This window comes from Citrobacter sp. Cpo069 (assembly GCF_030332785.1).
In the GTDB taxonomy this organism is placed as follows: Bacteria; Pseudomonadota; Gammaproteobacteria; order Enterobacterales; family Enterobacteriaceae; genus Citrobacter; species Citrobacter portucalensis.
The window spans coordinates 298,920-311,498 of the sequence record NZ_JAOWHD010000046.1; the positions used below are offsets into that span (position 1 = coordinate 298,920).

Below are 12,579 nucleotides of genomic sequence, written 5' to 3' on the forward strand. Positions count from 1 at the left end.
GATCCTCGCATCAAGTAAGAGGAGAATGAATATGAGCGCGTTTGATAAACATGATTTAAGCGGATTTGTCGGCAAACATCTGGTCTATACCTACGATAATGGCTGGAATTACGAGATCTACGTGAAAAACGACACTACGCTGGATTACCGCATTCACAGCGGTATTGTGGGGAATCGTTGGGTGAAAGATCAGCGGGCCTATATTGTGCGGGTGGGGGAGAGCGTTTATAAAATTTCGTGGACCGAACCGACCGGGACCGACGTCAGTCTGATCGTAAACCTGGGTGACAAACTCTTTCACGGCACCATCTTTTTCCCTCGCTGGGTGATAAATAATCCGGAAAAAACGGTCTGCTTCCAGAATGACCATATTCCGCTGATGATGTCGTACCGCGATGCCGGCCCGGCGTATCCCACCGAGGTGATTGATGAGTTCGCGACCATCACTTTCGTACGTGACTGCGGCGCGAACAATGATGACGTTATTGCCTGTGCGGCGAGCGAGCTGCCGAAAAACTTCCCGGAAAATTTACGCTAAGGCTTCCAGTCGCTGCACGGCGTCTGCGGTCAGGGTAAACGGCGTGGGGGTGCACACCGCCAGGCTCAGGGTATCAAGCTGGCACTGGCTGACGGAGAGTGAGGAAGTTAACGCGGTACTGTCGACGCTGACGATTTGCCAGGCGCTACCGCCGCGCTGTTTCACGATAGCTTCTTTACGCGTCCAGATGCGCCAGAACGCCGCCAGCTGTTGCTCCGGGCGTTCGGCCTCGACTTCGGCATGTTCACCAAGACTGAATACCGTATTTGCCAGCGTTTGCCAGTTATCGCGCGGGCGAACGACTTCTATATCGCAGCCGACTTCCCCTTCGTCGCTGAGCAGCAGGGCGATATCATCACCGCTGTGGCTGAGATTGAACCACAGCGGCGTGTCAGCAGAAAAGGCCGGTTTTCCTTGCTCGCCATAGACGATGTCTGGTAATGGCGAAAGGGCATGGGAAAGCAGCACGCGACCGGCCAGCCAGCGCGCACGGCGAGCACCTTGCGGCGCTTGCTCACTCAGTGCGGCAGGCAGTGCACCAGCGCTTAAAACAGAAACTTTCCCAAGAACGATCCGGTACATATCACGGCCAACGTTTAATGATGATAGAAGTATTTATGCCGCCAAACGCAAAGTTGTTGCTCTGCAAAAACTCGCAATCAATCTTGCGGGCTTCACCCATAATGTAATCCAGCGCGCCACAATTGGCATCTGGCTGACTCAAATTTAGCGTAGGCGCAAACCAGCCTTCACGCATCATTTGCAGACTCATCCAGGCCTCTAGTGCGCCACAAGCGCCAAGGGTATGTCCAAAATAGCTTTTAAGCGAGGATAGCGGAACATTATCACCATAAATTGCAGAGGTTGCCTGACTTTCTGCAACATCACCACGATCGGTTGCGGTTCCGTGCGCTGAAATATAGCCGATATCCCGGGCACTAATACCTGCCATATTCAGTGATTTTTCCATGCAAATCTGCATTGTTTCGCGCTGCGGCTGGGTGATATGGGCTGCATCGCAGTTAGTGGCAAAGCCAACGATTTCACCATAAATCGTTGCTCCGCGTGCTTTAGCGTGTTCCAGCTCTTCCAGCACTAGCGTACCTGCACCTTCTCCGATGACCAGACCATCGCGTTTTTCATCGAACGGGGATGGGGTGGTTTTCGGCTCGTCGTTGCGCTGGCTGGTTGCGAATAACGTATCAAACACGGCGGCTTCGGAAGGACACAGTTCTTCTGCGCCGCCGGCGACCATCACCGTTTGATAGCCGTGTCGAATGGCTTCCCATGCGTAACCAATTGCCTGGCTACCGGATGTGCAGGCGCTGGATGTCGGGATGACTCGCCCACGCAGACCGAAAAACAATCCGGTGTTAACGGCAGTGGTATGCGGCATCATTTGCACGTAGGTCGTGCCGGTGATGTTATTGGTGTGTTTCTCGGTCAGCATGGTCGCGAACTCGCTCACTGGACCGGTACTACCGGTTGATGAACCATAAGCGATCCCGGTTTCACCGTTAGTCAGTACCCGATCGCCAATCAGCCCGGCCTGCTCAAGCGCCAGCTCTGTTGCGCGGGTGGACATCAGCGATACGCGCCCCATGGCGCGAATTCGCTTGCGGGTATAGTGTTCCGGCAGAGTGAAGTCGTCGATCGGCGCTCCCAGCAGTGTGTGCAGTCCGTCATAAACCTGCCACTCCGGCATTTTGCGTACCGCATTTTCATATGCCAATAACCTGGCGGAGACAGCCTGCCAGTTTTCCCCAAAGGCGGTGACGCCGCCCATGCCTGTAATCACGACACGACGTGTCATAACATCCCTCCATTGATGGAAATCACCTGGCGAGTTACATAGCCCGCCACATCCGACATTAAATAACTGGCAAGCCCGGCCACTTCTTCAGCCTGACCTATTCGTTTCATGGGAATCATCGACATCGCCTCTTTCAATGCGGCTTCTTCCATCTCGATCATCCCGGTATCAATGAGTCCCGGTGCAATGCAGTTTACGGTAATTTTGCGTTTTGCCAGTTCGATAGCCAGCGCTTTGGTGGCACCAATAATTCCGGCTTTTGCCGCACTGTAATTGACCTGACCGCGGTTGCCCATCACGCCCGAAACCGAAGACAATGTGATGATACGGCCCCCCTGGCGTGCGCTGATCATCGGCATAATGCACGGATGAATGACGTTGTAAAAGCTGTCGAGGTTGGTATGGATCACCGAATCCCAGTCGTTATCACTGAGCGCAGGGAAAGCGGCATCCCGAGTGACTCCAGCGTTGCTGACAATACCGTACCATGCGCCGTTTGCCTCAATATCTTGCGACAGTATTTCACGGCACTGCTCACGATTGGCAACGTCAAATGTCAACAGGCGCCCTGCGCCGCCAGCGGTGAGGATAGCATCCAGCGTTTCTTGTGCTCCTTGCACATCGCGATGATAGTGTACGCCGACCACAAAACCGTCCGCGGCCAGTTGTCTGGCGATGGCGCGACCGATACCTTTGCTGGCACCCGTAACTAAAACTGAACGGCTCATGTGGACGCTCCTTGTTGAAATAGCGTGTTAATTTCTTCTGATGTCGGCTGGAAGGTGTTGACTCGACCGGTTGCCAGCGTCTCGTTTTCTGCCTGGATGGCACATTCAAAGCTACCGAATCGTGCATCCTGCATCAGCAATTTGACATGGATGCTCAGCGTCTTCCCGGCAGGCAGAACACCTGTAGCACAGACTAACTCACGTGCGCCCAGTACCATACCTAACGTAATACTCGCCTGACCTTGTTGCTGGCGGTGCCAGCCAGACCAGACGCCAATGGTCTGCGCCATCAGTTCCAGTGCGAACCAGCCAGGCAGATTGCCATCAAGGTCGAGAAAAGGGGCCAGTACGCTGTTTGCTGATACCATCACGTGGCAGGTGGCGGTTTCGTCCGCCACACTGACGACCTCTTCAAGAAGCAGCATCGGCGCATCATGCGGTAAATAATCACCCGGTGGTAAAAAGTGGCTCATGAGGTTCTCCCGAGCAGGATGCTGGCATTATTGCCACCGAAGGCAAACGAATTAGACAAGATAACCGGGCGAGTCAGCGGCTGCGGCTGTTCAATGATGCCGCAGGGTGGCAATGTTTCATCGCGTGGCGACTGGCTAAAATCCTGCGGTGGCAGCGGCAGTTCGCGTTGCAGAATCAGCATACTGATCGCTGCTTCGGTGATCCCCGCAGCGCCCAGCGTGTGCCCGGTCAGGTGTTTGGTTGAACTGCACGGGACCGTTTCGCCAAATAGCGCGCTCACGACGTTGGACTCAATCTGATCGTTTAACGGTGTGGCGGTACCGTGCAGATTGATATAGCCCACATGTTCCGGCGTCATTCCTGCGTCGTTAAGCGCCTGGCCGATGGCGCGAATGGCACCTTCCCCCTGTGGATGGGGAGCCGAAATATGGTACGCGTCGCTGGATTCGCCGACGCCAAGGAGCGCGATAGGCTGTGGCTCGCGGGTTAATACCATCAATGCGGCGCCTTCGCCAATGGTGATCCCACAACGGTTGCGGCCAAACGGCTGACACAGCGTTGGGGAGAGTGATTCCAGACTGTGGAATCCGTTGATTGGCATTCGGCTTAGCGTATCCGCACCGCCGACAATGGCGATATCGACCAGACCAGATTCGATCAAACGACGTCCGCTCATGATAGCTCTTGCACTGGACGAGCAGGCGGTTGAGAGCGTAAAGGCTGGGCCATCCAGCGCCAGCCAGTGGCTAAGAAAACGCGACGGATCGCCCAGTTCCTGTTGCGGATAGCGCCAGTCAGTGCTCTCTTTGCCGTTGAGCATCAAATCTACGTGAACGTCACCCTCATCCAGGCCGGAGGTGCTGGTGCCGAGAACAACAGCAATACGATCGCGACCAAATCGGGCGATAGCGTCGTCCACCTGCGGCTGGATTTGCATCAGGGCTGCCAGCAATAGCTGGTTGTTGCGCGAACGATGAGCGCTAAAGTGCTGAGGAATAGCGGGCAGCTCACCGTCAACGCCTGCTAACACGGCGGATGGGTGTCCTTGCAGCCAGCCCGTGCGCGGGCGCATTCCCGGCGCTATGCCACGAGTGAGATTGGCTGCGATTTCATCAGTGTTATTGCCCAACGCATTAATCATGCCAACGGCAGAAATGTAGATCATCTCAGTCACCCAGGTATTGAATGGTGATGTGGTATTTAAAAACGTGCTGTTCAATGCTGATCGGTTCGCGTTTTCCTTTTCGATTCAGATACGTGATTTCCGTGACCACTTTGCCGCGGGCATTGCGCAGCTCACGCGTGTCACCCGTATCGACGAGCGTCCAGCCTGTGGGTAATTGCGGTTGCCAGGCGCTAATCGGCCAATGACTGAGCATCACGTCAGCCAGCACCTGGCTGGCTGGCGGCAATTGTGGAACGATGATCGATTGCTCGGTGTGCAGTCCTTTTTCATCGTAAGTCACGAGGAACAGGCGAATGCCGACTGATGACAGCCCGGCAAGTGTGATTTTCTTGTCATCAGCATTGAGCATGACCAACAGTGACTGAGTTTTGCCGTTGAAACTTCCGGTTAGTAGCTGTTGTGAATTCACCGCGGGAGAAATCCCTGGGGTAGGTAGCGTTACACGAGTCCCCGGCTCTAACCAGGCTTGCGGGCGGCCTTTCTGTTCCGGCTGCGAGTGGCTGCAACCGGCCAGCAGCAACGTGGCGACGAGCGCAGCGGTGCGCCAGAATGTCTGTTTAATCATCTTCTTTTTTTCTCTTTTTTTCCTGGCATCGCCAGCGGTGACAGCAGGAAGGCGGTGAAAATACCGCTCACTAGCACAATGCCAAAACTGCTGATTGCCTGAGTGGCGCTAAAGACCAGCATGCCGAGCGTCAGGAGCGTGGTCATCATTGCCAGCGTGATAGCCAGCAGCGATGTCAGTGGCGTACCGCGTGGATTACTGAAAAACAGCGTGTAGTTAATGCCAATTCCCAGTACCAGCACCAGTGCCAGCAGCGAGAACAGGTTGAGCGCATGACCGCTCAGGGCCAGCACCGCCAGACTGCAACCTAAAGACAGCACTGAGGGGACCAGGCTAATTAAGCCCTTACGCCAGCCAAGCCGAATGACGGCGCCACAGGCAATCACCGCCAGCGCAATGCACAGCAGACCGGTCAGAATATGGCGATAAAGGGCAAACAGGTTGTCAAAGCTGCTCTTACGATCCACCCACGCCACGCCGGAATATTTCGCGCTGAGCGTATTTAATGCATCACTTTGTTTCACCCCTTCAACGGGAACCAGTACGCTGCTTTCGCCATCAGCCAGAGACAACCATAGCAAGCGCCAGCCTTCACTGGCCGGGCTGGCAAGCCAGGCATCGACGGTTACGGGCATGGCGCTAAGATCGGGGTTCACCGTTGCCAGACCGGCGTTGTTTAAGGCTTTCGTGATGGCGGGCGCGGCATCTTTTAGCAGAGACAGATCCTGCTGTTGCTGGGCGAGTGAATTGAGCGGAATGGTGCGATATCCGCTGAGTAAACCATCTTTTTTTGCCTGTTCCAGCGCGGGGATAAAGGTTTCCATCCGCTCCAGCGTTTGTTGAGCGGATTTGCCGTACACCACAAACCACTTCTGGTCGACGCTTTGCCCGGTCAGGGCGGTAATCGCTTTTTCCTGAGCAAGAATACCCTGCGGCAGCGCCTGTAACTGGGAGATATCATCATCTACGCGTAGCGTCGCCATACCTGCCAACGAGAACAACGTCAGCGCCACCGGCAGGCCAACGGATAATTTCTTATTCCGCCGCCATGCAGCAAGCCAGCGTAGCATGAGTACCATTGCCGGCACCGGGCGTACCGGCAACCGACGACACAACCACGGGTGCCAGAAAATGACCGTCAGGCAGGAGGCGCTCAGACCTACCGCCGCGAATACCGCCATCTGGCGAATACCGGGGAAGGGGGCCAGCATCATAATCAGATAAGCCGCTACGGTGGTGAGTAGAGCCAGGAGCAGGGCATTGCGCACTTTGGCAAGGCTTTGCCATGGCGATGTTTCCGCACCGTGCACCATCCGTTCGGTCAAATAGTAGAGCGTATAGTCGGCGGAAATACCGATGATGCTCATGCTCATCACCAGCGTCATCAGATGGAGCTCGCCAAAAATCAGCAGCGTGACGACGGTCCCCGCCAGCGCACCAATGCCAATCGAAATCAGGCACAGCAGCAGCGGACGCAGCGAACGAAATACAGCCACGATGAGCAGGATCACCCCGAGCACAGTGGCTATGCCGAGGGTAGAGATATCTTGTTTCGCCTGCTGGCTGGCGTAATCGCTATAGAACAGCGTCCCGCGAGACAGCAGTTGAGCCTGTGGATAGTGGGCTTTGAGCTCACCCTCCAGCGTATTCAGCGTGGTGACCAATTGATGCGTCTGTTGCATATCAAATGATGAGCCGGTCAACTCGCCATGTAACAGATACCAATAGTTGCCTTGCTCATCCTGGGTGACAAGCCAGCCGTCCATCAGGCGCAGACGCTGCCCGGTTTTGGCCATGGCCAGCTGCGAGCCTCGCATCAGCATGAAGGGATCGTTTTGTAGCTCTTTGCCACTGACGCCGGAGAATGCGGAGTAAAGTTGGGACAGGATCCACTGGCCCTGCGCTTCGCCGCCGTTTTGCAGCCGGGCGCGGGTCTCGTTATCTATCAGGCCGTTACGATGTTGCCAGAAGAATGCCCCCCAGGCTTGCTGGCTGTCGGCATCCATTGGACCTTTTACCTGGGCTAGCGCGTGCGATTTTTGCAGTAAAGCCAGCCAGTCCCGGGCTATAGCTGGGTCCGGTTGCTTACCGGGGCTCACTAGCCAGACCACCTGACGGTCAAGGCGCTGCATAAATCCCTCGTTAAGACCCGGAGGTATAGCGCCCAGCGTCTGCTTTGGCAACATGGCCAGCACGCTGCTGTTAAGGCGGGCCTGAGGTAGCAGCGTCAGAAAGATGCCCAGCAGGAGCAGGCAGACGACTCCCCATAACAGCGCGGGGCGTTTACTGGGCGGCAAAGCGTTGGCGTTCGTCATCGGTCAGTTGCGCTGGCGTTAGTTGGTGTTGGGAAAGCGCGATATCGGTGCGATCCCCCTGCTTATCGTTGAGATGAATACTCTCCAGGTAAGTCTTTCCGGCTAAATCAATCGTCGCAAAAATCTTATCCAGCGGTGTGGTGATTGGCGTCAGGCGTAGCGTCCAGCGACCTTCTCCTAAGTCTGCAAACTCCACGCGGAAGTTTTGTTCCAGCACTTTACGATCCGCCTGGAATAACGCCCGTAGCAGATGATTAAACTGGAACATTTGCGGGTTATTCTCAGCGGTAATGGTCTGCGGTGGTTGACCGTTAATTGCCTGAACCATCCGTTTGTCGTCCAGCAGCAGTTGCATGGGGAACGGGGACGTTTGATCCCACAGCAACCCCTGGTCGCGGGCGATCAACATCTTGCCCTGAGATCGCAGCGGCTGCGGCAGATCCTTTATCGTCCGGGTTTGATCGAAGTGGGCGCGAACCACCGGTTGTTCGGTAAAACGCTGTTGTAGGGAGTCGAGCGTCAGGGCACTGACGAAAGGGCTGACGAGCAGCACGAGCAATGGCCATAATTTCATGGTGTCACTCCCATCCGTTCAAACAGAATATCCGGGCTGACAAAGCACAGTTCACGGCTTTTTTCGTCGACGGCGACCTGGATGGTGTAGCCTGTTGTGGCGCGTTTACCTGTTTCGGCATCAAAAATTTCGTAGCCGATATGCAGGCGATTTTCGTACTCTTTAATTTGGGCGCGTACACGGATACGCTGCTCGAAAGTCAGCGCATTGCGATACTTCACCCGAGTGTCGACCACGGGCCACAGATAGCCAGATTCTTTCATCTGCCGATAGCCATAATCGAATTGGTTCAGCAGTGCCTCACGGGCAATCTCGAAGTAACGGAAGTAGTTACCATGCCACGCTACGCCCATCATATCGACGTCGTGAAACGGAATAGTTAGCTCGACTTCAGCCGTAAAGCGGGGATCGTTAAGCACCCTTTACTCCTTGTCATTGGTATCCGGCAGTTGCCAGAAATCGAAAAAGTTAAACCAGTCTAGGGGCGACTGAAGCGCATAGTGCTCAAGGCGTTCGGCGTAGCGATCGACAGTATTCTGTAATGCCTGTTGTCGTGTGGCACGCGGTAAGAGCAGCGGGTCGGCAAACGGTTCGCAGTAGATGTGGAGTTTCTCCTGCTGGCGCAGGGCAAAAATCAGATCTACAGGGCAGCGTAAAATAGACGCGAGAATAAACGGGCCCTGTGGGAATGGCGCGTTTTGCCCCATAAAGCGGCTCCAGCACACGCGCCACTCGCCGCCGCGTTGGGGATTGACTGCGATGCGATCGCCTACGATGGCTACCCATTCACCGCGCTCCAATTTCTCTTTGAGCAGAATGGCAGTATCTGGACCAATACTGTTCACCGGGAGCAGATTTAATCCAGCCTGCGGGGCCATCTCTTGCATGATTTGTTTAAAGCGTTGGGCGTTATCGCTAAATACCAGCGCATTGATTGTTTTACTGCCCTGTAGCTGGGCCAGTGCCCGACAGGCTTCGACATCGCCAAGATGTGAAGCCAGTAGTAGTTTTCCCCGAGGATCGCTGATATTCAGCGTCGTTTCTGCACCTGGTGCAAAAATCACATCGCGACCGAAGTGCAGCTCACCACGCCAGCTGGCGATCTTATCCAGCATCGCGCCGCCAAAACGCAGGAAATGCTGATAACTGGTCAGGTTTGGCGGTACTGGCATCCGCCGTGTGATCAGTTGCGCCCTTACGCGGCTAATCCAGCGTTGAGAGGCTTTTCGGGCAGTTGAAGCGCTGAGCCAGTATACGCCGACGACCGGATACAGTAGCAGGGAGAAGGCTTTGTGACCCAGTACACGCCAGACCAGTAGCATCAGGCGCATTCCCCACAACCCTTTGACTTCCTGTTGCTGCGCCCAGTGTGTCGATGAACGACGACAAAGCAGGGAGGGGATGCGTGGCAACATGCCAAAGAACAGGCGAGTGTGCATCAATGAAATGTGCAAATTGTCTTTAAGCGCGTCGAAATGGGATAGCCCGTCCTGCGGATAGGTGACTCGCGTGGGGATAAAATAGCTGGTGTTGCCTTGCCAGTAGAGGCGCACCATCACTTCAGTATCAAAATCCATCCGTTTGCCGAGCGTTACGCGCTGTGCCAGTTGCAGCGTGGGGGCCACCGGATACACCCGGAAGCCGCACATACTGTCTTTGAGCTGCAACGAGAGCGTTTCTATCCACACCCAGATATGGGTTACCCAACGACCGTACAGGCGCGAGCGAGGAACCGAATCATCGTAAATCGGTTGCCCGGAAATCAGTGCTGTCGGATGTTCTTTTGCCAATGCAAGCAGCCTGGGAATATCTTCAATGGCATGTTGCCCGTCGGCATCGACTTGCACGGCATGACTGAACCCGGCATCTGCCGCCGTCTGCATTCCGCGAATAACCGCCGCGCCTTTGCCTGCGTTGATGGGCAGGCGAATTAACGTCAGATTGCTGTATTCTGCCGCCAGGCGTGCCAGTTCATCTCGTGTAGTCTCGTCACTGCCATCGTCCACCACAATGCAGGGGAGATTGAACGGCTGAAGACGATCCAACACGTCCGACATCATCGCGCCGTGGTTGTAGCAGGGGATCAACACGCACGGGGAAAAGGTTAGCGGCATAACCGAATCTTCCCGCTGCTGGCGGTATGGCGCACGTCACCGTCGTGGCGCTGGTAGCTAAAAGAGAGCATCTGACGCGCTTCCTGCCAGCTCAGTTTCAGGGTGACGGTGGCCTCTGGCAATAACGGCGACTGGAACTTCACGTTTTGAATACTGTGAAAACGCCAGCCAGGGGCCAGCAGCGTGGTGGCGTAATCCATCGCCCAGTTCAGCTGTGCAACGCCCGGCAGCAGTGGCTGCACGCTAAAATGCCCGCTGAACCAAAACAGAGAAGGGTCTAGTTGTAAAACAATCTCAGCCTGATGAGGCAGTGCCTGATGGCGCTCGATTTCATGGGGTTTCATGAAATAACTCCTGTAATTGCGCATAGACACGCTTGTTCATACTGTTGACCGGAATCTCATCAATCACCCGCCAGTAGCGGGGAACCGCGACAGGCTCCAGCCAGGGCAGCAGCGAACGTCGCCAGGTCAGTTCTTGCGGTTTACCACCGCACTCAAGCCAGCGTTGCCGGGCTTCGTCATCCAGTACCAGCAGGACGCCAACGCCCTGACGTCCTCCACGTGAGACCGGCAATGCCGCGACTTCACAGATACCATCCAGTGCCAGTAAACGTTGTTCCACTTCGCTGAGTGAAATACGTTTCTCTTCAATTTTGACCACCCGCCCGCGTCTGCCCATCAGGCGGAACTGTCCATTTTCGATAAACTGCAGAACGTCATCGAGTAACAGGCCATCATCAGCGTTAATTAGCGGTGAAAACACACGAAATGCGTCGTCTTCTGACTGGAATCTGACGCCGGGAAAGGGCAGCCATGCCACATCATCCTGATGGCGATAGCGCCACGCAAGGATCCCGGTCTCAGTGCTGCCGTAGATCTCATCGGGCCAGACATTTAGCCAGTCAGCAGCCTGCGTGACGTCCTGCCAGGGCAGCATGCCGCCCGCAGACAGAATCAGTTCGACCGGCGGCGGTGTCAGGTTGTGGTCGAGGCGTTTCAGAAACGCCGGGCTGCTGATAAACGCATACCGATGCTCAGCGCTCAGCGCCGCCAGTTGTTCGGCATACCAAAGCATCGCCGCGTGCAGCGGCAGACCTAAGGCCATCGGCAAAAAGATACGGAACGTCAAGCCATACAGATGTTGCGGTACCACTGACGCGACCACCCGGCAACCTGCCAGACGATCGGCAAAGCGTGTAGCGAGCAATGCCGCTTCGCTATCCAGACGAGCGATCGGTTTGATCACGCGTTTCGGCTGGCCGGTCGAACCGGAAGTGAATAGCTCCACAAAGGCGTCACTGCGTATTGCTGGGAACGTGATGTCGTGAGCCACGGATGTCATGGCGGAGCTGACCACCCGCAGCGTTCCCTGCCAGTCCATCGCTTTATCGCTCAGTACGCCGTCAAACAGCAAGTGCTGCTCGTTTAACAACGAAACGCGACAATGTCCTGGGATCACCGGTGTTTTGCCGGCATGGAGCGTTGCCAGCAGCGCGACGATGAATAAATAGCTGTTCTCGAAGCACAATGCCCAGCGTTCACCTTCCTGCTGTCGCAGATATGTTATCAACTGGGCCACATCTTGGCGCAGATGGCCAAGCGTCCAGGTATGCTCTTCCTGCCACGCAACAGGAACGTCGTCCGGACGTGGGGCACAGAGCCATTGAGCGAGTGTGAGGGGCTGCTTCATTGGGTATCTCGTTTTATCACCAGTTGGCGAATTAACCACTCGCCTACCATCAATGTTCCCATTAGCAGATAGGAAACCATGCCGTTCCAGGTGGTCCACAGGGTCATATCGCCATTCAGTGCGGTAAAGAGCGCAACGCTGCCATTGATGATGAAAAAGGCGCACCAGATTTGTGTCACACGGCGCGTATAGCGCACGCCCGCATCGGGCAGATTTGGGTCGCGCAGTCGTGCCAGACGTTCAACAATGGGCATTGCTGACCATAACGATCCACCAAAAACCGACAGCATAACGGCGTTTACCACTACCGGATAAAACAGCAGCAGCTGGTGCGTTTTGAGCAGATAACTGGCAATGCACAAGGTGATACCCGCGACCGCCACTACCTGTGTCACGACGCGCAGCGGCCCCGCCTGTCGCCGGGTCTGGCGAAAGCGTAAAAAAAGGAGTAGCGCCATCAACGGTAGCAACCAGTGCAGACTGTTATGCGCCAGGCCAAACCAGATCAAAAACGGCCAGGCCAGCAACAGTAGACCTGTCAGCAGTTGTACGACTGGCAACGAGCGTGTGCCCGACACGG

14 protein-coding genes are annotated in these 12,579 nt (G+C 55.5%); 1 reads left to right on the forward strand and 13 read right to left on the reverse strand.

Features of this window, described 5'->3' with window-relative positions; translation table 11 throughout:
* The first annotated feature begins 31 nt into the window (after positions 1-31).
* Positions 32-538: a phenolic acid decarboxylase gene (locus OGY08_RS11000; RefSeq protein WP_008786388.1), complete on the forward strand. Its 507-nt coding sequence runs from the start codon at positions 32-34 to the stop codon at positions 536-538.
* Here the strand turns inward: OGY08_RS11000 and acpT are convergent.
* The 13 genes from acpT to OGY08_RS11065 are packed head-to-tail and all read right to left on the reverse strand — an operon-like array spanning position 530 to position 12,577.
* Positions 530-1,120 (reverse strand): 4'-phosphopantetheinyl transferase AcpT, encoded by a 591-nt coding sequence (gene acpT, locus OGY08_RS11005; RefSeq protein ID WP_003827514.1) that lies wholly within the window; start codon positions 1,118-1,120, stop codon positions 530-532. The two genes, OGY08_RS11000 and acpT, sit on opposite strands and share 9 nt — an antisense overlap.
* A 1-nt stretch (position 1,121) precedes the next feature.
* On the reverse strand, positions 1,122-2,351 hold the full coding sequence (locus tag OGY08_RS11010; protein WP_003827516.1) for a beta-ketoacyl-ACP synthase: 1,230 nt from the start codon (positions 2,349-2,351) through the stop codon (positions 1,122-1,124).
* The gene (locus OGY08_RS11015) at positions 2,348-3,079 is read right to left on the reverse strand and encodes a 3-ketoacyl-ACP reductase FabG2 (RefSeq protein WP_125362787.1); all 732 of its coding nucleotides are present in this window, start codon (positions 3,077-3,079) and stop codon (positions 2,348-2,350) included. Before OGY08_RS11015 ends, OGY08_RS11010 begins: the two co-directional genes overlap by 4 nt.
* On the reverse strand, positions 3,076-3,552 hold the full coding sequence (locus OGY08_RS11020; RefSeq protein WP_125362788.1) for a hotdog family protein: 477 nt from the start codon (positions 3,550-3,552) through the stop codon (positions 3,076-3,078). The genes OGY08_RS11015 and OGY08_RS11020 overlap by 4 nt, the downstream gene beginning before the upstream one ends.
* The gene (locus tag OGY08_RS11025; protein ID WP_032945283.1) at positions 3,549-4,718 is read right to left on the reverse strand and encodes a beta-ketoacyl-[acyl-carrier-protein] synthase family protein; all 1,170 of its coding nucleotides are present in this window, start codon (positions 4,716-4,718) and stop codon (positions 3,549-3,551) included. The genes OGY08_RS11020 and OGY08_RS11025 overlap by 4 nt, the downstream gene beginning before the upstream one ends.
* A 1-nt stretch (position 4,719) precedes the next feature.
* Positions 4,720-5,304, reverse strand: coding sequence for a DUF3261 domain-containing protein (locus OGY08_RS11030; RefSeq protein ID WP_008786383.1), 585 nt, complete (start codon positions 5,302-5,304; stop codon positions 4,720-4,722).
* Positions 5,301-7,619, reverse strand: a complete 2,319-nt coding sequence (locus OGY08_RS11035) for an MMPL family transporter (RefSeq protein ID WP_032945281.1) — start codon at positions 7,617-7,619, stop codon at positions 5,301-5,303. Before OGY08_RS11035 ends, OGY08_RS11030 begins: the two co-directional genes overlap by 4 nt.
* Complete coding sequence (locus OGY08_RS11040; protein WP_003827526.1) at positions 7,588-8,193, reverse strand: LolA family protein; 606 nt, start codon at positions 8,191-8,193, stop codon at positions 7,588-7,590. The genes OGY08_RS11035 and OGY08_RS11040 overlap by 32 nt, the downstream gene beginning before the upstream one ends.
* Positions 8,190-8,612: an acyl-CoA thioesterase gene (locus OGY08_RS11045; protein WP_008786381.1), complete on the reverse strand. Its 423-nt coding sequence runs from the start codon at positions 8,610-8,612 to the stop codon at positions 8,190-8,192. The genes OGY08_RS11040 and OGY08_RS11045 overlap by 4 nt, the downstream gene beginning before the upstream one ends.
* 3 nt (positions 8,613-8,615) lie before the next feature.
* Positions 8,616-10,307: a glycosyltransferase family 2 protein gene (locus tag OGY08_RS11050; RefSeq protein ID WP_048215370.1), complete on the reverse strand. Its 1,692-nt coding sequence runs from the start codon at positions 10,305-10,307 to the stop codon at positions 8,616-8,618.
* Entirely contained in the window at positions 10,298-10,651 is a 354-nt protein-coding gene (locus OGY08_RS11055) for an ApeI family dehydratase (protein ID WP_125362789.1), read from the reverse strand. Before OGY08_RS11055 ends, OGY08_RS11050 begins: the two co-directional genes overlap by 10 nt.
* Positions 10,638-11,999: an AMP-binding protein gene (locus OGY08_RS11060; protein WP_008786378.1), complete on the reverse strand. Its 1,362-nt coding sequence runs from the start codon at positions 11,997-11,999 to the stop codon at positions 10,638-10,640. Before OGY08_RS11060 ends, OGY08_RS11055 begins: the two co-directional genes overlap by 14 nt.
* A complete protein-coding gene (locus OGY08_RS11065; protein WP_003827535.1) occupies positions 11,996-12,577 on the reverse strand; it encodes a COG4648 family protein in 582 nt (193 codons plus the stop codon). Before OGY08_RS11065 ends, OGY08_RS11060 begins: the two co-directional genes overlap by 4 nt.
* Positions 12,578-12,579 lie beyond the last annotated feature (2 nt).